At 33.7% G+C, this 24,125-nt stretch carries 29 protein-coding genes; 22 read left to right on the top strand and 7 right to left on the bottom strand.

What is annotated here, in order from left to right:
• Window positions 1-37: 37 nt before the first annotated feature.
• Genes RT261_RS01985 through RT261_RS01970 form a run of 4 tightly spaced genes read right to left on the bottom strand, consistent with a single transcriptional unit; the run spans window position 38 to window position 2,014 of the window.
• Entirely contained in the window at window positions 38-715 is a 678-nt protein-coding gene (locus RT261_RS01985; protein WP_313128706.1) for a F0F1 ATP synthase subunit A, read from the bottom strand.
• Window positions 716-749: 34 nt separating this feature from the next.
• Window positions 750-1,121 carry an ATP synthase subunit I gene (locus tag RT261_RS01980; RefSeq protein ID WP_313128702.1) on the bottom strand — a complete coding sequence of 124 codons (372 nt, stop codon included), beginning with the start codon at window positions 1,119-1,121 and terminating at the stop codon, window positions 750-752.
• 36 nt (window positions 1,122-1,157) lie between these two features.
• Window positions 1,158-1,412, bottom strand: coding sequence for an AtpZ/AtpI family protein (locus RT261_RS01975; RefSeq protein ID WP_313128699.1), 255 nt, complete (start codon window positions 1,410-1,412; stop codon window positions 1,158-1,160).
• Window positions 1,409-2,014 (bottom strand): HdeD family acid-resistance protein, encoded by a 606-nt coding sequence (locus tag RT261_RS01970; protein ID WP_313128697.1) that lies wholly within the window; start codon window positions 2,012-2,014, stop codon window positions 1,409-1,411. The genes RT261_RS01975 and RT261_RS01970 overlap by 4 nt, the downstream gene beginning before the upstream one ends.
• Window positions 2,015-2,169: 155 nt before the next feature.
• Between RT261_RS01970 and RT261_RS01965 the strand changes: the two genes are divergently transcribed.
• From RT261_RS01965 to rsfS, 15 genes are all read left to right on the top strand, one after another.
• On the top strand, window positions 2,170-2,850 hold the full coding sequence (locus RT261_RS01965; protein WP_313128694.1) for a response regulator transcription factor: 681 nt from the start codon (window positions 2,170-2,172) through the stop codon (window positions 2,848-2,850).
• A complete protein-coding gene (locus tag RT261_RS01960; protein ID WP_313128692.1) occupies window positions 2,840-3,919 on the top strand; it encodes a HAMP domain-containing sensor histidine kinase in 1,080 nt (359 codons plus the stop codon). Before RT261_RS01965 ends, RT261_RS01960 begins: the two co-directional genes overlap by 11 nt.
• A 255-nt stretch (window positions 3,920-4,174) precedes the next feature.
• Window positions 4,175-6,046, top strand: a complete 1,872-nt coding sequence (locus RT261_RS01955) for a TIGR03960 family B12-binding radical SAM protein (RefSeq protein WP_313128690.1) — start codon at window positions 4,175-4,177, stop codon at window positions 6,044-6,046.
• Between the two features lie 175 nt (window positions 6,047-6,221).
• Window positions 6,222-6,995: a TIGR03936 family radical SAM-associated protein gene (locus tag RT261_RS01950; RefSeq protein ID WP_313128687.1), complete on the top strand. Its 774-nt coding sequence runs from the start codon at window positions 6,222-6,224 to the stop codon at window positions 6,993-6,995.
• Between the two features lie 169 nt (window positions 6,996-7,164).
• Complete coding sequence (locus RT261_RS01945) at window positions 7,165-8,349, top strand: ribonuclease E/G (protein WP_313128685.1); 1,185 nt, start codon at window positions 7,165-7,167, stop codon at window positions 8,347-8,349.
• Window positions 8,350-8,490: 141 nt separating this feature from the next.
• On the top strand, window positions 8,491-8,961 hold the full coding sequence (locus RT261_RS01940; RefSeq protein WP_313128683.1) for a hypothetical protein: 471 nt from the start codon (window positions 8,491-8,493) through the stop codon (window positions 8,959-8,961).
• A gap of 114 nt (window positions 8,962-9,075) precedes the next feature.
• Window positions 9,076-9,546 carry a Cys-tRNA(Pro) deacylase gene (gene ybaK / locus RT261_RS01935; RefSeq protein WP_313128680.1) on the top strand — a complete coding sequence of 157 codons (471 nt, stop codon included), beginning with the start codon at window positions 9,076-9,078 and terminating at the stop codon, window positions 9,544-9,546.
• A 226-nt stretch (window positions 9,547-9,772) separates the two neighbouring features.
• Window positions 9,773-10,081 carry a 50S ribosomal protein L21 gene (rplU, locus tag RT261_RS01930; protein ID WP_313128677.1) on the top strand — a complete coding sequence of 103 codons (309 nt, stop codon included), beginning with the start codon at window positions 9,773-9,775 and terminating at the stop codon, window positions 10,079-10,081.
• Between the two features lie 17 nt (window positions 10,082-10,098).
• Window positions 10,099-10,428: a ribosomal-processing cysteine protease Prp gene (locus tag RT261_RS01925; protein WP_313128673.1), complete on the top strand. Its 330-nt coding sequence runs from the start codon at window positions 10,099-10,101 to the stop codon at window positions 10,426-10,428.
• 39 nt (window positions 10,429-10,467) lie between these two features.
• The gene (gene rpmA, locus RT261_RS01920; RefSeq protein ID WP_091683602.1) at window positions 10,468-10,755 is read left to right on the top strand and encodes a 50S ribosomal protein L27; all 288 of its coding nucleotides are present in this window, start codon (window positions 10,468-10,470) and stop codon (window positions 10,753-10,755) included.
• A 232-nt stretch (window positions 10,756-10,987) separates the two neighbouring features.
• Window positions 10,988-12,274 (top strand): GTPase ObgE, encoded by a 1,287-nt coding sequence (gene obgE, locus RT261_RS01915; protein WP_313128668.1) that lies wholly within the window; start codon window positions 10,988-10,990, stop codon window positions 12,272-12,274.
• A gap of 63 nt (window positions 12,275-12,337) precedes the next feature.
• The gene (yhbY, locus tag RT261_RS01910; RefSeq protein ID WP_313128666.1) at window positions 12,338-12,646 is read left to right on the top strand and encodes a ribosome assembly RNA-binding protein YhbY; all 309 of its coding nucleotides are present in this window, start codon (window positions 12,338-12,340) and stop codon (window positions 12,644-12,646) included.
• A 70-nt stretch (window positions 12,647-12,716) separates the two neighbouring features.
• Entirely contained in the window at window positions 12,717-13,322 is a 606-nt protein-coding gene (nadD, locus tag RT261_RS01905; protein ID WP_313128663.1) for a nicotinate-nucleotide adenylyltransferase, read from the top strand.
• 104 nt (window positions 13,323-13,426) lie between these two features.
• The gene (gene yqeK, locus RT261_RS01900; RefSeq protein WP_313128661.1) at window positions 13,427-14,008 is read left to right on the top strand and encodes a bis(5'-nucleosyl)-tetraphosphatase (symmetrical) YqeK; all 582 of its coding nucleotides are present in this window, start codon (window positions 13,427-13,429) and stop codon (window positions 14,006-14,008) included.
• A gap of 123 nt (window positions 14,009-14,131) precedes the next feature.
• Complete coding sequence (gene rsfS / locus RT261_RS01895) at window positions 14,132-14,491, top strand: ribosome silencing factor (protein WP_313128658.1); 360 nt, start codon at window positions 14,132-14,134, stop codon at window positions 14,489-14,491.
• 143 nt (window positions 14,492-14,634) lie between these two features.
• Here the strand turns inward: rsfS and lexA are convergent, their stop codons facing one another.
• On the bottom strand, window positions 14,635-15,252 hold the full coding sequence (gene lexA / locus RT261_RS01890) for a transcriptional repressor LexA (protein ID WP_313128656.1): 618 nt from the start codon (window positions 15,250-15,252) through the stop codon (window positions 14,635-14,637).
• A 358-nt stretch (window positions 15,253-15,610) separates the two neighbouring features.
• Between lexA and RT261_RS01885 the strand changes: the two genes are divergently transcribed.
• The 6 genes from RT261_RS01885 (at window position 15,611) to RT261_RS01860 (ending at window position 20,594) form a co-directional block, all read left to right on the top strand.
• Entirely contained in the window at window positions 15,611-15,997 is a 387-nt protein-coding gene (locus RT261_RS01885; protein ID WP_313128653.1) for a LysM peptidoglycan-binding domain-containing protein, read from the top strand.
• A gap of 106 nt (window positions 15,998-16,103) precedes the next feature.
• Window positions 16,104-16,745, top strand: coding sequence for a cytochrome b5 domain-containing protein (locus RT261_RS01880; RefSeq protein ID WP_313128651.1), 642 nt, complete (start codon window positions 16,104-16,106; stop codon window positions 16,743-16,745).
• A 408-nt stretch (window positions 16,746-17,153) separates the two neighbouring features.
• Window positions 17,154-17,606 carry a CBS domain-containing protein gene (locus RT261_RS01875; protein ID WP_313128648.1) on the top strand — a complete coding sequence of 151 codons (453 nt, stop codon included), beginning with the start codon at window positions 17,154-17,156 and terminating at the stop codon, window positions 17,604-17,606.
• A gap of 145 nt (window positions 17,607-17,751) precedes the next feature.
• On the top strand, window positions 17,752-18,171 hold the full coding sequence (locus RT261_RS01870) for a hypothetical protein (protein WP_313128645.1): 420 nt from the start codon (window positions 17,752-17,754) through the stop codon (window positions 18,169-18,171).
• A gap of 26 nt (window positions 18,172-18,197) precedes the next feature.
• Window positions 18,198-18,557 (top strand): YccF domain-containing protein, encoded by a 360-nt coding sequence (locus RT261_RS01865; RefSeq protein WP_313128643.1) that lies wholly within the window; start codon window positions 18,198-18,200, stop codon window positions 18,555-18,557.
• A gap of 198 nt (window positions 18,558-18,755) precedes the next feature.
• Entirely contained in the window at window positions 18,756-20,594 is a 1,839-nt protein-coding gene (locus RT261_RS01860) for a helix-turn-helix domain-containing protein (protein ID WP_313128640.1), read from the top strand.
• Here the strand turns inward: RT261_RS01860 and RT261_RS01855 are convergent, their stop codons facing one another.
• Complete coding sequence (locus RT261_RS01855) at window positions 20,595-20,738, bottom strand: hypothetical protein (RefSeq protein WP_313128638.1); 144 nt, start codon at window positions 20,736-20,738, stop codon at window positions 20,595-20,597. It lies immediately after the preceding gene.
• A 382-nt stretch (window positions 20,739-21,120) separates the two neighbouring features.
• Here RT261_RS01855 and RT261_RS01850 point away from each other — a divergent pair, with 382 nt between their 5' ends.
• Window positions 21,121-21,984 (top strand): putative bifunctional diguanylate cyclase/phosphodiesterase, encoded by an 864-nt coding sequence (locus RT261_RS01850; protein ID WP_313128635.1) that lies wholly within the window; start codon window positions 21,121-21,123, stop codon window positions 21,982-21,984.
• Window positions 21,985-22,153: 169 nt separating this feature from the next.
• Here the strand turns inward: RT261_RS01850 and RT261_RS01845 are convergent, their stop codons facing one another.
• Window positions 22,154-23,875, bottom strand: a complete 1,722-nt coding sequence (locus tag RT261_RS01845) for a DUF3298 domain-containing protein (protein WP_313128633.1) — start codon at window positions 23,873-23,875, stop codon at window positions 22,154-22,156.
• Between the last annotated feature and the right edge of the window lie 250 nt (window positions 23,876-24,125).

Genomic DNA, 24,125 nt, shown 5'->3' with positions numbered 1-24,125 from the left:
ATTTCCTCCAATCTTTTTACGTTGAATTTACAGTGACTTACTCCGCTGCACCTCTGATATACATAAGGCTGATAATAACAAATATGTAAGTTTGCAAAGCACCAAATATTACATCAAAAAATGCATGTAGCAATGCAGGAATGCCAATCTGAACAAATAAAGGCGTCAGGGCATAATAAAGGGTCAGAATAATCGTGCCGGAAAGCATGTTACCAAAGAGCCTGAAACTCAGCGAAACTGGTTTGGCTAATTCCCCAATTAAATTCAATGGGAAAAATATAAAGCTTGGCTCGAAGAAGGTTTTCAAATATTTACCTTTTTGATGTTTAATACCTATGAAAATCATGATTACGAAGCTGGCAAAGGCCAGTGCAAAAGTGGTTGCCCAGTCTGCTGTCGGTGCTCGGAGACCAAAGACACTGAACAAACAAGAAGATAGAATAAACACAAAGACCATAAAAAACCAAGGCGCTATATTTGAAAGTTCTTCCCCTAGAGTGTTGACTACGAAGTTATCGAATGTTTCCACAGCTCCTTCTATTAAGCTTTGAGAACCTTTCGGAACGATTTTAAAGTTTCGAAGTTTGAAACGTATGATAACTGCAAGCATAATAAGGATCAACATAATAATCCATGTATTAAAAATCGTTTCTGTTATCCAAATTTCAACGCCTGCAATATTTATAACCCATAGATTATCTATTTCTAAGCCCATAGACTAATCACCTCCTATTTTAATTTTCATAATCTCATCCTTTCAGAGTGAATTTTAAGCTATAGGTAGCAAGCTGGAAAGTTAATATACCTGCCGCTACCCCCCACAGACTAATCTGTGGTACAAGAGCACCTAAGACCAACACAATACCAGAAAGTAAAAGTCTTAGCATGTGCTGGATACCCACATAGTTTCCGGCACGCTTTTGTTCCATTGTTACTGCCTTGTCCACTGCATGTTCCAGAAGAAAGACCTTAATAATACTGACGAAAGAGCCCAAGAAGACTCCGTACATAAAAGGAAGAAAATCCAGAGAATGGTAATAGATTACCGAACCCAAAATACATATCAAAGCTATTATTGATATTGAAATAATCATTTTCTTCGCTAAATCAGATAGCTTCATAATACTCCTCTCCATATTAAATTTTTTGGTTTGCAGTTACTTCTTTTGGGATATATCGAATAAAGATTTGATAGCCGCTCCCACACCTAACAGTGAAAATATAAGCAGAAGCCAAGGTTTTGTTCCAAACAGACTATCTAGAAACTTTCCTAACAAGACCCCCACCAATACGGATGCCGCCATAGTTACTCCAATTTGAGAGACATAAGCGAAAGCACGCAAAGTTTTACTGACACTGGAATCTTTATCTTTTCTGTGCTGTTTACTCAAAGTATCATCCATCTTTTTCATGGCAATTCACCAAAAGAGTTTTGAATATAATCTCCGATTTTCTTTAAGCGAAAGAAGATTATGATGTTATCAATTCCGTATGAAATCAGCATGAAACCTATTGAAAAGGATATGATCATTTCGGAGAGAACCGGCGAGAACAAAAGCAGGAATCCGAAAGCTGTTCCAAGAGCGCCAAATGCCAGAATCCAGCCCCATAAAATAGAACCTTCGGATCTCAGGGAAACGGATCCTACAAGACGCATGACGCCGGAGGACATTACCCATACGGCAAAGACAAATGGAATCATTGCGGCCAACGTTTCGATTCCGTGCCCAAACAATGCCCAAACAGCAAATAAAGTGGTAATAATGCCGCTTGCCAGCATCCAGCCGGAACGGTGGACTTTTTCTTCGTTGTAAAAAGACGCAATTTCAGAGATGCCTGATATCAACATGGAGATACTAATAAAAATAGCAAGTGTAACTAAATTTTTAAGTGGCGTAAATAGCATAGTAATGCCAAGTATCACAATCATGATGCCAGATAGGAGCATCAGCCACTTCATAGATTTAAATATCTTTTTTAACGTGGTTAACATAAAAACATCCTCACTTTCCATTGTTATGATTGCGTGTTATTTACTGACAGTTGTTTCTTTACCCGATAGATATATATATGTTATAATAGTAATGTCAACTAAAGTTCAACTGAAACGGTAATCAAGTTGAAGTTCAGTTGAGATTATTAAAATTACTATATGAAGGAGTGATCACCATGTTTAATATACTTGTTGTCGAAGATGACTTTCACACCAGAAAACTGCTTGAGGATATTTTGCTAGACGAACATTACACTCCAGTGTTGGCGCAAGATGCCCAGGAAGCCCAGGGTATTTTAGACCACCAGCATATTGATCTGATGATAACAGACATCATGATGCCGGGAATGAATGGCTATGACCTAACAGAGATGCTTCGGGATGCGGGATTTGACTTCCCCATATTAATGATGACAGCAAAAGAAACGATTAGGGATAAGCGCAGGGGATTTCTTGTTGGAGCAGACGATTATATGGTAAAACCTGTTGACGAGGAAGAAATGCTCCTGCGGGTCAAAGCACTTTTGCGGCGGGCAAAAATTGTGAACGAACGGAAAATCGTCATAGGGAAAGTAACACTGAATTATGATTCGTTTACCATAAGACGCGAATCGGAACATTTTACACTTCCTCAAAAGGAATTTATGCTTCTATATAAGTTGCTTAGTTATCCGGATACCATTTTCACCAGGATGCAGTTGATGGATGAAATCTGGGGATATGATTCTCAAACGGATGATCATACCGTAAGCGTACATATTGGCAGACTGCGGGAACGCTTTGGCAGCTGGCCGGAGTTTGACATCGTGACGGTGAGAGGATTAGGATATAAGGCGGTAAAGAAAGATGATATATAAATGGAAAGGTACAAAGAATGTCAACAAGAAAGTCACAAAATGGAGGCTTACTACGCTCTTGGTACTTGTCCTCTTTGTATTTGTTATCTTACTTGTTAGTATTTTATTCTCGGATGGCATCGCTTATCTTCTTATAAAGGCGAGAATTCTACCCGCTTTATCGGAAAAACGTTTTCCTGTGGTCTTAATATTTCTTCTGCTGGTCAGCCTGTTCATAGGCACTGTTTTGGCAATCCTTGCAGGAAATCATTTCTTACGCCCCCTTCATGATTTGGTGGCGGCTACGAAGGAGGTCGCAGAAGGAAATTTTAATATTAAGGTGCCGGTTAACGGACCCAACGAGATGAACCGTTTGGCAATTAGCTTTAATGAGATGACAACGGAACTTGCAGGCATTGAAAAGCTCCATAGTGATTTTATAACAAATATTTCACATGAATTCAAAACGCCAATTGTCTCCATCAGAGGTTTTGCAAGACGTCTTAAGAAAAGCACATTGACAGAGCAGCAACGGGAGGAATACTTAGATATAATAATCGCAGAAACGGAGCGGTTGACCAGGATGTCCAGTAATATCACCCTTTTATCAAATCTTGAAAATACGGAGAATCCTATTGAAAAGTCTGCCTATTTTTTAGATGAGCAGATCCGTATGGCAATCCTTCTTTTAGAGCCTCAATTGGAAAAGAAATGTCTGAATTTGGAAATCAATCTTAGGACGATACAGATTATCGCAAATGAGGAAATGATGAACCATGTGTGGATCAACCTGTTGGAGAATGCTGTAAAATTTAGTCCGGAGGGCACTGCCATTCGGGTGGTACTCAAAGCCAAGGGAAACTATGCCCACGTATCTATATCCGACAATGGCATTGGTATGGATGGAGAGGTAAAAAAACATATCTTTGACAAATTCTATCAAGGGGACGATTCGAGGGTCACGGAGGGAAGTGGACTTGGGCTCTCGTTAGTAAAAAGGATTTTACTGCTTTGCGGTGGTAGAATAACAGTTGAAAGTGAACCAGGTGAAGGGAGTTGCTTCACTGTTATTTTACCTATAAAAGGATAAGAAATTACGTTGGAAAAGAATACTACTTCCTATTACAAGTGGGGATGAATCGGCCTTTCTGATTAAGAATTCTATTTGTCTTTTTTTAAAAGATAAGATATAATGAAAAAGCAATGAAAATATACCAAGTTTGCTTGGTATTGATATTAACATAGTATTTGTTAACACATTGATTACATAATGAATTTATGTTAATCAATGTGTTTTTCAAAGATATTATATAAATTCCTACATTAAGAAAGGTATGGTACTTTAATGAGAAAATTAGCACTATCTGATGAAATCTTATTAACCATAGAAAAACCCGCCAGATATATCGGAAATGAAATTAACATGGTTAAAAAGGATTTGAATAACATAGATATTCGTTTTTGTATGTGTTTCCCGGATGTGTATGAAATAGGCATGTCACATTTGGGAATTCAGATACTTTATGATATGTTTAACCGCCGGGAAGATACTTATTGTGAGAGAGTATATTCTCCTTGGGTTGATTTGGACAAGATTATGAGAGAAAAACAGATTCCTCTATTTGCTTTGGAATCTCAGGAGCCTATAAAGAACTTTGACTTTCTAGGATTTACCGTACAATATGAAATGTGTTATACCAACATATTACAGGTATTGGAATTATCCCAGATTCCAATCTATGCAAAGGACAGAACCGAAGAGGATCCCATTGTACTAGGCGGTGGCCCCTGTACTTATAATCCGGAACCAATTGCTGACTTCTTTGACTTCTTCTATATAGGGGAAGGGGAAACAGTTTATAATCAAATTTTGGATGTATATAAAGAAAATAAATTGAAAGGCGGTACCAGAAGAGATTTTCTTGAGAAAGCAGCGGAGATTGACGGCGTTTACGTGCCTGCTTTCTATGATGTGGAATATAATGAAGATGCAACTATAAAATCCTTTAGGTCCAATAATGTTCATGGAAAAGATGCTATTAAAAAGCAAGTGGAAATGAGCATGAGTGAAACCTATTATCCTAATAAGCCATTAGTACCTTATATTAAAGCGACACAGGACAGAGTGGTTCTTGAAATCCAGAGAGGCTGCATTCGCGGCTGCCGTTTCTGTCAGGCTGGTATGGTTTACCGTCCTATTCGTGAACGTGATCTTGAATTCTTAAAAGAATATGCTTATAAGATGCTAAAGAATACCGGGCATGAAGAAATTTCATTAAGCTCATTAAGTTCCAGTGATTATTCTTCATTACAGGAATTAGTGTATTTTTTAATTGATGAATTTAGTTCCAAAGGAGTTAATATATCTTTGCCTTCTTTACGAATTGATGCCTTTGCATTAGATGTAATGAGCAAAGTGCAAGATGTAAGAAAAAGCAGTTTAACATTCGCACCGGAAGCAGGTTCACAAAGGCTTCGTGATGTTATCAATAAAGGTTTAACAGAAGAATCCATACTAAAAGGTGCAATGGATGCTTTTAACAGCGGCTGGAATCGGGTAAAGCTATATTTTATGTTAGGACTTCCAAGTGAAAACGAAGAAGATATTGAAGGAATTGCAGTTCTTTCTGATCAGATTGCCAGGGAATATTATACGATTCCAAAGGAACAAAGGAATGGGAAAGTCAGTATCGTTTCCAGTACTTCCTTCTTTGTTCCAAAACCATTTACCCCATTTCAATGGTCCAGAATGAATACAGCAGAAGAATATCTGGAGAAACAACAATTCTTAAGAGCAAAATTTAATGAACAATTAAACCGCAAAAGTATCAAGTATAACTGGCATGAAGCAGAGCTTAGTGTTTTGGAGGGAGTATTTGCAAGAGGAGACAGAAGAGTAAGTAAAGTTATTTATGATGCTTACAAAGCCGGATGTCTTTATGATTCCTGGTCAGAACATTTTAAATACCAGTTGTGGGAGAAAGCTTTTGAAGATAATCAGATTGATATGGCATTCTACAATAGTAGAGAACGAGTGAAAGAAGAAATTCTTCCATGGGATTTTATTGATGCAGGAGTAACAAAAGACTTCTTATGGAGAGAGTATGACCGTGCTATGAATGCTAAGGTAACGCCAAACTGTAGAATGGCTTGTGCTAACTGCGGTGCTAAAGTATTTGAAGGCGGCGTATGTTTTGAAGAAAGAGGACAAGTGTGAAGGAAAAGCATACTTCACAAATGGAAGACCATGTCTTCCATTCCGAAGAACTCCAAAATGAAATCCATTGGAATTTCATTTTGAACTTCTTCATCTATTATTTGAGATGCCGCAAAGCGGCATCATGTCGGGAAGTGTGAAGAAAGAGGGCTAAGGCGCCAGAATAGAGGATATTATGAAGACAAGAATTAAATTTACAAAAGCAGGGTCATTAAAATTCGTAGGTCACTTGGATGTAATGAGGTATTTTCAAAAGGCTTTTCGCCGTGCAGAACTAGAGGTGGAGTATTCTCAGGGATTTAATCCTCACCAGCTTATGTCTTTTGCAGCACCTTTGGGTGTTGGACTTACCAGTGATAGTGAATACTTAGACCTTCAACTAAAAACTTGTGATGAACTTGAGGTAATGATAGAAAAGATGAATAAAGCTATGGCAGATGATATTCAGGTAGTTGGTTTTAAGGTACTTACAGATGAAAGTAAGAATGCCATGTCCATTGTTGCAGCTGCTGATTATATGGTTTCTGTGAAAGATGGCTATGAATTCATGGGAATTGAGGAGTTTTTGCAGAAATTCCAGGAATTTTTTAATCGTGAGAGTATTGTTATTCTTAAAAAGTCAAAGAAAAGTGAAAAAGAGGTGGATATTAAACCATCGATTTATCATATTGGATTTGACAGGGAAGAGTTCTATAAGAATATTGGACAAAATTTTAAAGATAAGAAAAGTGTTGCAGATATATATGAAAATGGTATTAAGATTTTTATGCAGGTTGCAACAGGAAGTGCCAACAACCTAAAGCCTGAATTAGTTATGGAGGCATTTTGTCAGTATGCAGGAATAGAATATAATGAATATGCATTTCAGGTACATCGAATGGAAGTTTATGCAGATTTAGGTACCGAAGGGAATCGAAGATTGGCTGCACTGGATCAAATGGATGATTAATATTCCTAAAACTATTGTACTATGTAAATGAAAAGTTAATAATTATAAAATACTAATGTTATTTAAATAAAAGTGTAATATTTCAGAGGAACACAGAAAAAATAGTATTGTAATTATAAATTTATATGTATTAAATTCTTTACATGAAAAAAATATTACGGGAGTCTGTATGAATAATAAATTAATCATTACAAAACAGGAAAATCAAATTATATCAGCTATTTATGAAGGCAACGATATGGTTCAGGTAAACATTGATCATAGGGAGAGCATAAGTATTCTCGGGAATATCTATATCGGAAAGGTTAAGAATATTGTTAAAAATATTAATGCTGCCTTTGTTGAAATTGGAGACGGTAGAATGTGCTATCTTTCTTTGGCTGAGAATTTATATCCTATCTATGTAAAACCTAAACTAACGGAAAAACTGGTGGTTGGAGATGAATTACTTGTTCAGATTTCCAAGGAAGATATTAAGACCAAAGCTCCTGTTGTTACCACTAACCTTAATTTTACCGGTAAATATGTGGTTTTGATTCATGGCAGATCCATGATTGGCATATCCTCCAAGATAGAAGATGAGGAAGAACGGAAACGATTAAAAAAATTGATGAAAGCTTTCAAAGATGATTCCTATGGTTTTATTGTCCGTACAAATGCGGTTAACATGGATGAAGAACGGATTCGTGAAGAAATCATAGTTTTAAAGAAGCAGTATGAAGAACTAAAACAATATGGGATTCATAAAAGTTTATTTACCTTATTATATCAAAATCCTCCGGGATATATTTGCGATATACGGGACGGATATGCGGATCAAATTGATGAAATCGTTACAGATGATTTTGAAATCCATAAGAATATAAAGGAATATTTGGAAAAATATCAAAAAGAAGATTTAGCCAAACTTCATTTGTATGAAGATAATATGATTACGTTAAAAAATCTTTATAGTGTCAATACTAAGTTAGAAAAAGGTTTAAATGAAAAGGTCTGGTTAAAAAGTGGAGCAACCTTAATCATTCAACCTACAGAAGCTTTAACCGTTATTGATGTAAATACCGGTAAAGCAATTAGTGGTAAAAAGAATGTGGAAGACACTTTCTTCAAGGTAAATATGGAAGCAGCCCAGGAAATAGCAAAACAAATACGTTTAAGGAATTTATCAGGTATTATTATAATAGATTTTATTGATATGAGTAAGCGGGAATATAAAATAAGATTAATGAAGTTTTTGGAGGAGTTATTCCGGAAGGATCCTATTAAAACTACTTTGGTGGATATGACTGCTTTAAACCTAGTTGAAATAACAAGAAAAAAGGTAAGAAAGCCATTATACGAACAGACAATATAAAGAATATAATAAGATTGTAATAGAAATTGTTTAAAAGCGTTTAAGCTCTGGAATCAAGAGCAGTGTGGATTATTGGAATGCATAACACTAATTTGTGGCATGTCAAATCTGCAGGCAGATGGGCATGGAATGGGAGGTAGTATGAAAAAATTAGTATCTATTGTTGTAATTGCTTTAGTGGTTTTAACCGGATGTTCTTCTAACTATATGAGTTCTATTTACAATGATGAAGAAAAACTTGTAAGTGAAACGAATAGTTATAATTTAAATGAATCTGATCAGAAAATAGAGGAACAAAAGTTTTCAGGTACAGTAGAGTTTGAGGGAATGGATACCATTTGGACATTTAATTCTGAAGAAGATACGGAAATTGATATGAAGTATTTATTTAAAGTTACCAGGGGTAAGGCCAAACTAGTACTGATTACACCGGATGAAAGTTTAATAACTATGATAGAAACATCAAAGAATTCCGAGCTAAAAGATTATGCGGTAAATAAAATCCCAGTAAAAAAAGGATTGAATAGAATCAGACTGGTAGCAGCGAATAATGCCAAAATAGAATTTGATATAAATATAGATTATGGAACATTTGATGAATTAGGTATGTAATGCTATCGTGGAAAGATTAAACCAAGTTGTGATAAAAACTAGTAGAGTTTGTTATAATAACTTTATGAAACAATTAAAAAAGCAATTCTACATACACAAAAGGACAGATGAGTTATGATAAAAACAAATGCAATGCGATTACTAGATCAAGAAAAGATTGAATATCAATCTATAGAATATGAAGTGGATGAAAACAATCTGGCAGGGGAGCATGTAGCCGGCCAAATTGGTGTACCTGTCGAACAAGTCTTTAAAACCTTAGTAGCAAAGGGCGAGAAAAAAGGAATTGTGGTCTTTTGTATACCGGTAAATATGGAGTTAAATCTAAAAAAAGCAGCATCTATAGTTGGAGAAAAGAAAATAGAGATGGTGCATGTAAAAGATTTGTTGGGTTTAACTGGATATGTAAGGGGCGGTTGTTCACCAATCGGTATGAAGAAAAAATATCCTACTTATATAGATGAATCGGCTATATTATATGATACCATAACCGTTAGCGCAGGCATAAGGGGATGTCAGCTGGTGCTTCGTCCTGATGATTTGATCAAATTCGTAGATGCTGTGGTATGCGATATTGCAGAGTAATATTTAGGTGAATTTACGGATTTTTATGCTGGCTTTTTATGAGGTATTACTGCTTTTAATGTAATAATGTAATAATTATAAAAATTATTTGAAATCCATTGACAAATACTACTTACTATGCTAGTATAATTTAGTGTGCCGCACAGCGAGGTCTAAAGTTCTGTTCATTTTTAATTAAAAGTGTCAGACGCCATAGTTGGCGAGTAATGATAATAGGAGGTGCCATATGTACGCAATTATAGCAACAGGTGGTAAACAGTACAAAGTAGCCGAAGGCGATATCATTAAAGTAGAAAAGCTTGGTGTAGAAGCTGGTGAAACTGTTACATTTGATCAAGTGCTTGTAGTAAATAACGGAGAATTAGTAGTAGGAAATCCTACAGTTGCTAAGGCTAGCGTTACTGCAAAGGTTGTTGAAGAAGGCAAAAACAAGAAAGTTGTTGTCTACAGATACAAGAGTAAAACCGGATATCACAAGAAAAACGGTCACAGACAGCCATATACTAAGGTAAAGATCGAAAAAATCAATGCATAATACAAGTTGGTAGAGATATGATTAAAGTATCTATGTATAATAATGCAGAAGGTAAGATTATTGGATTCAGTTGCTCCGGACATGCAGGGTTTGCAGAAAGCGGACAGGATATTGTATGTTCAGCAGTTTCCGTACTGGTAATCAATACCATGAATTCTATAGAAAGTTTTACTCGTGATACCTTTGAATATAAGGAAAACGAGAAGAGTGGAATGATAGATTTCAAAATTGTTTCAGAACTAAGTAATGAGTCAAGTTTATTACTCAATTCTTTGTTCCTGGGTTTACAAGGAATACAAGAAGAATATGGTCAAGAATATATTAAATTTGTACCGCAGAACATGTGAATGCAAGTTCTGTGTTAAACTTTCAAGGAGGTGTAGGTTATGTTAAAGATGAACCTTCAGTTTTTCGCTCATAAAAAGGGTGTTGGTTCTACTAAGAACGGTAGAGATTCCGAATCCAAAAGATTAGGTGCGAAAAGAGCAGACGGACAGTTTGTATTAGCTGGAAACATTCTATACAGACAACGTGGAACTAAAATTCATCCAGGTCTTAATGTAGGACGTGGCGGAGATGATACATTATTCGCATTAATAGATGGTGTTCTTCGTTTTGAAAGAAAAGGCAGAGACAAGAAGCAAGCTTCTGTTTATCCTGTAGAATCAAAATAGGTTGAGATGATTTAAAACCCCAAATTCTTGATTAAATCATGAATTTGGGGTTTATTTGTGTAGAAAGGCAGCAATTAAACGTTACTTCCTGAATGTTTTTGTTGTATTTTTTATATTTTATGTTTATAATAAAAACATTGAAAATAATGAAGAAAATGTCAGATGAAATTCTGTAATAAGAAACTTAATTTTATAAATACTATACATATTGAAACGAATAAGAGGTGAGATTATGTTTGCAGATAATGCTAAAATATATATACGATCTGGTAAAGGCGGCGATGGACATGTAAGCTTTCGAAGAGAAATGTTTGTTGCAGCCGGCGGACCGGATGGCGGTGATGGCGGAAGAGGCGGAGACTTAATTTTTGAAGTGGATGAAGGTCTTAATACCTTGTCTGATTTTAGATTCAACAAAAAATATTGTGCCGGAGATGGTGAAAGCGGCAGTAAACAACGTTGTCATGGTAAGGATGGAGAAGATTTGGTAATTAAAGTTCCGGAAGGTACGGTTATAAAAGATACTGAAACCGGAAAAGTAATTGCGGATATGTCCCATGGCAATAAACGCCAGACCATATTAAAAGGCGGCAGAGGTGGAAAAGGTAATCAGCATTATGCTACGCCAACCATGCAGGTTCCTAAATACGCTCAGCCCGGTCAGTCAAGCAGGGAATTAAATGTTACCCTTGAATTAAAGGTAATTGCAGATGTCGGTTTAGTTGGATTCCCTAACGTAGGTAAGTCAACCCTATTATCCAGAGTTACTAATGCAAGACCAAAGATTGCAAATTATCATTTTACAACATTAAATCCTAATTTAGGTGTTGTGGATTTAGAGGGTGCAGACGGATTTGTAATTGCAGATATACCCGGTTTAATTGAAGGCGCATCGGAAGGAATTGGCCTTGGACATGAATTCTTGAAACATATTGAAAGAACAAAAGTAATTATTCATATGGTGGATGCTGCTTCTACAGAAGGAAGAGACCCGATTGAAGACATTAAAACAATCAATGGTGAATTAGCTGCATATAATGAAGAACTGACTAAGAGACCTCAGGTAATAGCGGCCAATAAATTAGATGTTTTATTTGGTGAGGATGAAGAAGAAGTAATTCAGAAGCTAAAAGATACTTTTGAACCACAGGGAATTAAAGTATTTCCTATCTCTGCAGTAAGTGGTAAAGGTATCAAAGAGCTGCTATATCATGTAAGAGAAATGCTGGATTCCGTAGATACTGCACCGGTTATTTTCGAAAGAGAATATTTTCCGGAAGAGAATACCTTTTCTAACGAACCATATACGGTGGAAAGAGAAGGAGAACATGTATTTGTTGTGGAAGGTCCCCGTATTGATAGAATGTTAGGTTATACAAATCTTGATTCTGAACGTGGATTTGAATTCTTCCAACGTTTCTTAAAGGACAACGGAATTCTTGAAGAATTGGAGAACTTAGGAATTCAAGAAGGCGACACGGTAAGAATGTACGGTTTGCAATTTGATTATTATAAATAAAAGGAATATAGGTAAAAGAGTAATTGAGTAATTACATCTTATAAATGAATTAGAGGAGATTTTATGACAAGTAAACAAAGAGCTTATTTAAAAGGCTTAGCTATGAATATAGATCCCATTTACCAGATTGGAAAATCAAGTATTACACCGGAATTAACCACTGGACTAAATGAAGCATTAGAAGCAAGAGAATTGGTTAAAATCCATGTGCTTAAGAATTGTTTAGATGATCCAAAGGAGATTGCACAAATTTTAGGAGAAAGAACACACTCTGAAGTTGTACAGGTAATTGGGAAAAAGATTGTTCTTTACAGAGAATCTAAGAATAAGAAAAAGATTGAACTACCTAAGGAAAAGAAAGCAACGAAGTAAGAAACAGTTAAAATAGAGACGCTGTATAAATAGGACATATCCGGGAGCGTTTCTAAGGGCAGGAGTATATATGAATAAGATTGGAATCATGGGAGGAACTTTTAATCCCATTCATATAGCACATCTAATACTTGCAGAAAGTGCTTATGAACAATTACAGTTGGATAAAATCTTAATAATGCCTTCCAAGAAGCCGCCCCATAAACTTCATGAGCCAATTGTCAGTGATCACCATCGAAAGGAAATGGTAAGGCTGGCAATAGATGGTAACCCTCATTTTGAAATGTCTTCTATGGAGCTGGATCGGGAAGGAATTACTTATACGGCAGATACATTACAGCAATTAACCAAAGATTATCCGGAAAATGAATATTATTTTATTCTGGGATGGGATTCCTTGCAGCAGATTGAAAAATGGAGAGAACCCGATACTATTTTCAGACTTGCACATATTGTGGCAGCTGGAAGATATCATTCTTCAAAAGATAAAATAGAAGATCAGGTACATCATTTAAATAAAATTTATCATGGAAAGATCCATGTATTGGAGATTCCAAATATGGATTTATCTTCAGAAATGCTAAGGGAGTATATAAAATCGGGAAAATCAATTCGGTATTATGTACCAAGCCAGGTAGAACAATATATTCGGGATCATGGATTATATGCGGATTAGAAGAAAACACAGGAATGTTATAAACACAGGATTTCTATAAAACTAGAATTTATAAAAGACTGGAATAGTATTTTAAGAAAGTTTATTGGGAAAGGCTTTAAATTATGCAATATGATTTGTTTGGTTTACAACAGGCTATGGCAAAAGTCCAAACGGAGAAAAGATTTTATCATACATTAGGAGTACAGACCACCAGCTTTGCAATGGCTTTAAAACACGGTGCAGATGAAGAAAAAGCATTAATAGCCGGACTGCTTCATGATAGTGCAAAATGTTTGTCCGGTGCGGTACTTCTTTCTGAGTGCCATAAGTATGGGTTGTCCATTTCAGATGCAGAAGAAAAAAGCCCCTATTTATTACATGGCAAATTGGGAGCTTATTATGCGGAATTCAAATATGGTATTGAGGATAAAGAAATTCAATCTGCCATAAGCTATCATACCACAGGTAAACCGGATATGAGTTTGCTTGAAAAGATTGTTTTTACAGCGGATTATATTGAGCCAAACCGGTCTTCTGAAAGAATACCCAATCTTCATGAGATTAGAATTTTAGCATTTGAGAACTTAGATCTTGCAGTATATCAGATTCTTGAGAGTACACTCAATTATTTAAAAAAAATTCGATTAGAAATTGATAGTACAACAGTGGAAGCATATGAATATTATAAAAGTATCATCAGATAATCTGTGATTTCTACTTCACAGTAAGTGATATATTCATGAAAATGCTCCGCCTTAAAAAAATAAATATGATTCTAAATCCAGTTTCATATTATTCTAAAATAAAACCTTGAAAGGGGATATTCAATGAACAATACAGCAAAAGAGATGGCTAGATTAGCATATGAAGCATTAGAAGATAAAAAGGCTGAAGACATTAAAGTATTAGAAATAGGTAATATTTCAATAATAGCAGATTATTTTATAATAGCAAACGGTACCAATACATCACAAGTACAGGCACTGGTTGATAATGTTCAGGAACTGCTTGGAAAAAATGGTTACAATCCCAAACGTGTGGAAGGTTTGCGTACCTCAAGCTGGATTCTATTAGATTATGGCGATGTTGTAATCCATGTATTCTCTAAAGAAGACAGACTATTCTATGATTTGGAAAGAATCTGGAGAGATGGCACATTAGTAAGTAGAGAACAACTGGAAGCATAAGATTATATAAAAACTAAAATGGCTGTTACATTACGATATATTCTGAAATCGTATTTGAAATATCATGGTTATCATGGAGTTTCAATTCAAGATTCAGAATGACAGTAAGTAACAGCCTTAATTATTTTATGTAGGGCTTTGGATTAATGGAAAACACGGAATAAACCAATAACTTTACCCAATATGTTTACTTCGGAAACTATAATTGGGTCCATAGTATCATTCTCCGGCTGTAATCGGTAATAACCTTTTTCTTTATAAAATGTTTTAACCGTAACAGAATCGTCAATTAATGCTACAACAATTTCTCCATTGGAAGCAGTAGGTTGTTTTTGTACTAATATTTTGTCGCCGTCAAGTATACCGGCATTAACCATACTCTCCCCTTTTACTTTTAACATAAAAGTTTCTTCATTAGGCATGTATTCGGAAGGAACAGGAAAGTATCCTTCAATGTTTTCAACGGCAAGAATTGGTTCACCTGCTGTAATTGTACCAACTATAGGTACGTTCACAAGTTCCCTTCTTGTTAAATTAAACTCATCATCAATAATTTCAATAGCACGGGGTTTGGAAGGGTCACGTCTTATGTAACCGTTTTTCTCAAGTGTTTCAAGGTGTGAATGAACAGAAGATGTTGATTTTAAGTTAACCGCTTCGCATATTTCACGTACAGCAGGCGGATATCCTTTATTAATAATCTGTGATTTCAAATACTCTAAGATTTCTTTTTGTTTGGCACTTATCTTACCATAACTCATTCTTATACCTCCAATCGTATAGTTTCTTGACCCGGTAATTCTTTGCAGGAAAATATTTATCCGGAAAAATAATTTAAATCTTTCGTTTTCGTCCATTATAAATCTTAATGATTCAAATAGCTTAATACGCTAATTTCTTTCTTATTATAGCACATAAATTTTCAAAATGCAAAACTTATGTTCGTAATTTTTTTAAAAACCTATTGACAAACAAATGTTTGGAGAATATAATAAATGCAAGAAAAAGAAAACGTGTGTTCGCAACACTTGTTCGGGCAATTTGGTATATCAGAACTTGAAAACAAGAATATAGGGAACATAAGGTAAACGTATAGAGAAAAACCGGGAGGTATGAAATATGAATCATATGTATCGTACACGTACTATTCAAAGAAGTACATTTCAAGGGAAACTTGCACTTATGTTTGAGAAAAATCCAACAATGATTATATTAAGTGCGTTAATTTTTACTATAATCCTTCTTTCAACTTTTACTATATCAACTCAAGTATTTGCACAAAAATCATCTGCAAAAGAAAAACTGGTTACCAGCGTTAGAATTGAAGAGGGGGATTCCCTTTGGAGTATTGCTGAAAGACATATAACAGAAGAGTATTCAGATATTCGTACATATATTAAAGAAATCAAAAGAAGCAACGGACTGACTTCCGATGTTATTCACGAAGGAGCATATATCATAGTTCCGTACTATTCCGGAACTATGGAGGTAGCCCAGAATCCATAATATAAAACATACATTAATTAACCCTCAAAAAGTTATATGCATTAAATAAACTGATATGCATACTTTATATAGGATAGAATGTAAATGATTTTGTTTTGGAGGGAATATGAAAGAGAGTATTAGTGATCTAATAACTAAGTATGAGAGTGATATTTGTTACTTTCAGCAAATGCAGATTTATTCCATGTCCACTTATGAAAAAAATTACTATTATGAACAGATACAGCAAAGAACGAATGTGCTTATTGGTGAACTGGAAGAAGTTATACAGCTGGAAGTAAAAAACGTACATAATCCCTCTGAAGAAAGTAATTACATCGTCAGCCGACAACAAGGAGAAAAAGGGCCCATAAAAGAAGGCCTATATAATTTAGATCATGAATACAATATTAATCCGGAATTTAATATGGCAAATCAATTTCATATTCGAGCAGAACAAGAAACGAAAAATGAATTTACAATTAGTCCGGAAAATAATAACGAAATAAATTCTGAATATGATATGGAAAATTTTGAGGAAAAAGAATTCACTTTGGAGGAATTAGCCGAATATAACGGCACTAATGGGAAACCGCCATATGTGGCCATTAATGGAATTGTTTACGATATGAGTCACATTAGACCTTGGGCAAGTGGAACTCATTTTGGTTTAACGGCAGGTAATAATCTGACTGCTCAATTTATAAACTGCCACAGAGGAGCACAATCAGTTTTAGATAAATTAATTCCGGTAGGAAGATTAGCTTAATATAGGTAATAGGTATAGTATGTTACGAATAACCGATGCATTCAATCTAAGTTATATAGCAGCCGAACTCACATCCTTGGTAAGTATCTGCCTACAATGTGTTTTCGGCTGCTATTTTATTTATTAATAAACAATGTCGTATTAACACTGCATATGACAAAATTAATAGACAAGTTCTTGATCATGGGGTTCAGTGAAAATTGCAGACTCAGAATGACAGTTAGTTTTGGGGTAAATTGATGGATAAATAAAGAATGATATACTTAATTAAAAATTAATAACTACTCCTGTTAATTGTATGGTATAATTAGTTATAATAGTGGGTTAGAGGTAATATTGTATTTATTTAAATGATACAAATGTAAAAAGTTTAGATTATAAAGATTATATACATGAGGAGTAAATGTTATGAATATAGCGTATTTTTTAATTACAAAAAGTGAAGTGGCATATTTATATAATGATTGTACATTACGTCAAGGATTAGAAAAATTACACCAACATGGATATGCAGCAATACCGGTATTATCCAAAGGTAATAAGTATATAGGAACTGTAAGTGAGGGTGACTTTTTATGGCATATCTTAGAGCAAGATAATCAGGACTTACAGACAACAACATGTATGAAGCGTTTAGAGAATATAAAAATTAAAGATATACTAAAACCAGACAAAAATCCTCCTGTAAGGATAACAGCCAGGATGGAAGAACTTATGATTCGAGCCATGGATCAGAATTTTGTACCTGTTATTGATGATAGGAATTATTTTATAGGAATCGTAACAAGAAGAGATATAATGAAATATTTTTGTGAAAAATCAGAAGTAGGTGCAAAGTTGAGCTTTAGCGAAAGTATATAGACTTATATTATCACTAAAGGTTGTGGGTGCTCATTAATTAAATAATTTTGAAACATGACAAATTTTGAAATAATGACAAATTTGAAACAATGATATAGATAGTTTCGCGGATATGATCTACTGATTGCAAAAAAGTGGAGGGTATATGCTTACAATTGAACAATTAAAAGAAGCAGGAGCAATATACTTGGAACATATACAAGAGGGTTTTGAGTATTATAACTATAAAGTAGTTTCTTGGAATCAGGAAGAGACGTGTGAACATATCAGAAAGCTCTGGTTATTAAATGGTCCGGAGCATTCTTTTGCCGATTTTTATTATTATAGATTAGACAATGAAGCAAAGAAAAAAGTGAATTCTATACTAAATGAAGAGGAAATAAATTATATAAAAGCCATTTCTTTTTCTTGGGAAGAAATCATATTTCCATTGGATGAGATATTAATTAATATCATAATTAAATTAAATAATACGGAGATGTTATTCTCTACTTTTTATTTTACAAAGGAACCCTGTACTCTATGGGGAAATTATCATGGAGAATATATTGTTTTTCAACATTAATATTGAATTTTATAAGGAGTGTGTTTATGGGTTGCTTAGGGAATATAATATGGTTTATCTTTGGAGGGTTCGTTAGTGGATTGTCATGGGCACTTGCTGGTTGTCTATGGTGTATTAGTATTGTAGGAGTACCCATTGGTATTCAATGCTTTAAGTTTGCAGGTTTGAGTTTCTTTCCCTTTGGAAAAGAAATACATTATGGAGGCGGGGCGGGCTCTTTGTTATTAAATATCTTATGGATTCTCATTACGGGAATCCCTCTTGCAATTGTATCTGCTTCATTTGGTGTTATCTTATGCATTACTATTATAGGAATCCCTTTTGGATTACAACATTTTAAAATAGCCAAACTGGCTTTGATGCCTTTTGGTGCAACGATAGAATAGCAGTTTTTAAGCTGCTTTTTTATTTTGCAAGATATTTCTTCTTTTGTGGAGAACCACATCAATATTCTGGTAATTTGTAAAACAATGTGGTAAAATACATTAAAGCTTAGAAATTGGTTAACTATGGAAAATACTAAGTTAATTTCAGAGCATGTAAGTATAAATATAGTAATTAGCGAGATTAAAGGAGTTTTTAACATGAGACAAAATGATATTGGAAAAATTATATTTACGCTTCGAAAGCACTATAACATTTCTCAGGAAATGTTATGCAGCGGCTTATGTTCCGATGCAACTTTATCAAGAATAGAATTAGGAGAGAGGATTCCGGATAAGTTTTTATTGGATGCGCTTCTTCAAAGGCTTGGAAAATCCCCGGATAAATTAGAAACCATATTATCGGAGAGAGATTATTTTCTGTTTGAAAAAAGACAAGCAATTGAAAAAGCCATTTTTGAACATAATTTTGAATTAGCTAGAGAAGAATTAATTGCTTATGAGGAACAAAAGGAATGCGAAGAAAAACTTCATCAACAATACATATATAAAATAAAGTCAGTACTGGCCGATGAATTAAAACATGATACTAATAAAAACATTGAATATTTATTGGAGGCAATAAATATGACTTTGCCTTCCTTCGAAATCGAAAATATCTTAAAATATTTATTGAGTATTGAAGAAATTTATCTTTTGCTTATGCTTGCCCAGGCATATTCTAATACGGAACAGGAGGGACAAGCACTTCAATTATTACATAATGTAATTGATTACCTTGATCAAAAGTATTCGGATGAGGAAGAAAAAGTAAAGGTATATCCCAAAGCAGTATATTTACTGTCAAAGTTATTACTGCAAGATGAAAAATATGATGAATTAGTAACCGTATCTTTAAAAACCATAGATCTAATTGTTTCAAATGGTGTTATTAACTGCTTGTCTGAGCTGCTGCAACTTTGTATGATTGGTTTAAGGCATCAGAATAACCAGGAACTATTAAAACGGATAACCCGTCAATTTGATAGTTTAAATGAGCTTTATAAGGAATACAATTTTACCACCTCCAATGAAACTTCCACTTTATTACTAGAAAATACCCAAAGTGAGTTATATTTAGTAAATGAATTTATCAAGAACTGCCGTATTGCCAATGGATTATCCCAGGAAACCTTAAGTGGGAATATCTGCTCACCAGAAACGTTATCCCGTATTGAATCCGGGAAAAGAGCACCAAGTATAAAGAATTTTCAGTCATTGACATCACGTATGGGGATAAATAAAGATATGTATAATAGTTTTATATCAACTGAGAATTTTGAAATATTTGAAAAGAAGAGAGAGATTACAAAAATGGCATCTCTTCATAAATACGAAGAGGCAGAAATAATATTTAATAATCTGGAACAAGAATTAGATGATAATAAGCCTGAAAATAAACAATTTTTAGTACATTATCATACCTATTTAGATTACAGAACGGGAAAAATAAATTCAGAACAGGCATTGACTGGATATGAACAAGCATTAAGATATACTATGAAAAACTACGGTACGACCTCAATTAAGAATAATTATATTTCAAGAGAAGAAGCCTTTCTAATTAATAGAGTGGCAATAATTTATAAAAATTTAGGTTTTATAGATAAGTCTATTAATCTTTTAAATGAAGTCCTGGAAAATTATGAAAAAAGTAAAGTTGATGAAAAATATCATTCTGTAGCCAGTTTAATGATAATGGCTAACTTATCCATGTATTTAGAAGACAATGGTAATCCCCAAGAAGGAGAAAAGATCTGTGATAAAGGTATTAAATTATCATTAAGATGTGCACGCGGAAATTTACTTGCTGTTTTTTTAGCTGAAAAGTCTTGTTGTCTTGAAAAAATTGATAAGAATAATATAAGTGAAGAAAATAAAAAAGCCCGTATAAACTATTTACAACAGGCTTTTTATATTAGTGACTTAATGAAAGATTTTAAATTTAGAGATACGATACAAAAATATTATTATAGGAATTATAATGAAAAGCTAAATTAATTAATAATTTGAATCAATGTCATATCCAAGGCTAAGAGTACTAACAGTATTATTTTGTGTAACTGGAGCAACCTTAACAGTGATAACCAATGTAAGCATTAATAATGAAACAACCACTAAAACTTTAGACTTTAAATTTTTCATAATCAATCTCTCCTTTTATCTTTTAAATTTTTTTCGTTCTTAGTTATGTAATGACATTTGCTAATTAAGTATATATTAATGTATACTGAACTCATTAGCCATGACGTTTTTGGAGAATTTATAAAAATCTCTAAAAACGTCATGGCATTTTCTTTTTATACAACTTATAATAATAAATGACAACGGATGAATTTGGATTCCGGAGAAGTTTCGGTGAATAAATGGGAAAATTAATCAATTATTTCAAATAATTAAATAGATTTAAGAAAAATAAACAAAAATTATAAAAAAATCATATGCAAATAAAAATATTTCTAAAAAGGTATTTCAACTATTGATATAATTTGTTAGAATTACTAAAGATAGGTTAAGTGAGGTTGTTATGTTGGGAGATATACAAAAGAAAAATCAAAAAGCGAATATGAGCAATATAAATGTTCATAGGATAGGAGTGAATTTGCTTATGTGTTATGATGTTTATAATATAACAGATCTTAAAACAGATCTTAATTATGCAATAGATAATGAAGACTTTTATTTATGCTATCAGCCGTTAATTAATACTAAGACAAATAAGATGATTGGTATGGAAGCATTATTGAGATGGAATCATCCTCATAGAGGTACCATAAGTCCTAAAGAGTTCGTCCCTATAGCAGAAGAAACTATGCACATTATACCCATCGGAGAATGGGTTGTGAGACAAGCCTGCAGTCAATTGAAAGCTTGGCATGATATGGGATATAATAATTATTTTATTTCTGTCAATGTTTCGGTTATCCAGTTGCAGCAAAAAGGCTTTGCAAGAATGATTTTAAAAACTCTAGAAGAAACTGGATTAACGCCGGAATACCTTCAACTTGAAATAACAGAAACAGTACATATGGAATATAACAGTATAGTCTCTAAGAATTTAATGAGACTGAAAAGACAAGGCATTAAGTTTTCTATCGATGATTTTGGAACCGGTTACAATTCCTTAAATTACCTCCAAAGCATAGAGGTTGATAATCTAAAGATAGATAAATCGTTTATAGAGGATTTTAAATCAAAAGTAAATCAATCCATTATTGAGATGATTATTTTGTTAGGACATAAGATTAATGCAGCTATTATTGCAGAAGGTGTTGAAACAAAAGAACAATATGATTTCTTAAAGCAACAGGAATGTGATATCGTTCAGGGATATTACGTTAGTGAACCAATATTACCAGAGAAAATGACTGAATTATTTGATAGATTGTAGTAGGTGTCCTCCTATAAAGAATAGGCAGTTTCTATCGCTGCCTATTTCTTTCCAAAAAACATGTATTTTTACTAAATAAAGTTATCAACTTATTAATTGTGGTGGGGAAGTTATTATATATATAGTTAACACTTAAGAGACTGTTGTTTAGAGATAGTCTCTTATTTGTTTATTCCTTAAAAGCTTTCCAAAATGTTCCCTGTTTATTAATTATATTATTTAACCTATCAAATGGTATTATAAACTCTGGAAATCCAGCTGCATACGGAGCTATATCATAAGGATAGAAATATATAACAAGACCTTCTTCGGTTAGATAGAAATTATGATCTTCTAATATTGTTATAAAGCTATCCGGGAAAAACATAGAACCTTCGTTCTTTTCCTCTTTTTTAATCATTCCTTTTATGATTTCGTTAATAGCGGAAACATAATCCCTATCTTTTTCAAACAGGTCTTTTAAGGTATAGAGTTCACCTGTCTTTATACTAAAATAGTAGTAATTATTAATAGGCATTCCGTGAGCAGCACCAAATGGATAATCATAGCCTGTTTGATTAATAACAAGTAATTGGTTTTGTAATTTAGCTGTAAAACTATCTTCAACAGACAGCTGGTCTTCTTTAGTAATATTCTTTCTGTGGTCTATAAAGAGTTCATGCAATTTTTCATTTATCTTTTTTTCAGCTTCTTTTGACTTTAGTCCATTTATTACAGGGTAATATACAGTGACGCATTTGCTTGGTTTATATTTTACCTCTTTAACATGGATATCAGGTGACAGACTATATTCATTACTATTATGCCATACTATGATACCTTCTTTTTTTATATATAACAAATCCTTATCAATCTCAGCTTTTATAACATCTCCAAGCAGGGTAAGGGTTCCTCGTCCTTCCAGTTTTGGAATATTAGAAACTTCTTTACCGGAGGTATCTATAAAAAATGTATACTTGTCATCTGTAACAGATGCGTAACCATTATTAAAATCACTTAAATCATAGATATTAAAATCAGTAAGTTGTTCGCCTTTTATATTCATAAGAGCAGATGGAATATAAGAAGGTGGCAGATAAGAATCTTCCTGGTTCTGTTTAATTTCAAATATATCGTTTCCAAGGTACCTGACTATTGTTGGATTACTTTTAGGCTCAAGTAATTCTTCGCCCTTATAGTTAATCACACCATAATTCCCAGTATCAGGGTCAGAATAGAGAATATAGCCATCCTGAATATCAATTACATCCTGATATTTGGTATCAACAGGATAGCTTTCTAAAATATTGCCTGTTTTGTCGATTATGCTGCTTTTTCCTGCGGAATATACGAAAGCTTTATTGTCAGAATTGAAATTATCTGCAAATTCATAGAAGTTTCCATTTGCAATTATATTGCCGGCGGTGTCAATATAACCGTATAATAGTTTATCTGTAAATTTATTAATAATAGCAGCGCCATTTTTAAAAGGTTCTATGCTGGAATCGCTTTTATATATTACATTGCCGGTTGTATCAATTACTTTATAGGTGTCCCCAGTATTGACAATGGCGAATCCTTCTGTAAAATTAGTGGCATCATCATAAGCTGGTTGAATTATAAAATCCCCTTTATTATTACTATAGCCGTATTTTCTTTTATTATTTTCTGTTATATATACCGGATAAAGGCTGCCCTTTATAGTATCAGATGTTTTACTGAAAGATGAGCTCTCATCAGTTGTTTCACCATTTGCCGGGGGGATTTCTTCCGACATTGGAGACGGGGTGTTCTTTCCTTGTTCTTTTTCCTGATTTGCATTCCATGCTGTAGGTTGGTCTGCTTTTTTGCCGCATCCGGTTAATGTAAGAATCGACAAGGAAAATAATAGAATTTTTAGTGCTTTTTTCATAGCTACCTCCTGAAGAAAAATTAATATACATAATTCTACTAATATTAACAGCAAATCAGAGGTTTAATCTTATTGGTGTTCTTTATATTTGTATTATTATCATAAAAATTATACCAATATCAAAGGAAATTTACAAATTAAGATTATGTGACAATATTGTTACATTATGGCATACGATTTATGTTGCAGAATTCATACTTTTGGAATATACTATCTCATTGTGATAATTAGGTTAGGGGATTTTATTTAT

It is taken from the genome of Anaerocolumna sp. (assembly GCF_032079385.1).
Lineage (GTDB): Bacteria > Bacillota > Clostridia > Lachnospirales > Lachnospiraceae > Anaerocolumna.
Note: the sequence above shows the minus strand (reverse complement) of the source record. Positions and strands in the feature narration are given on the sequence as shown.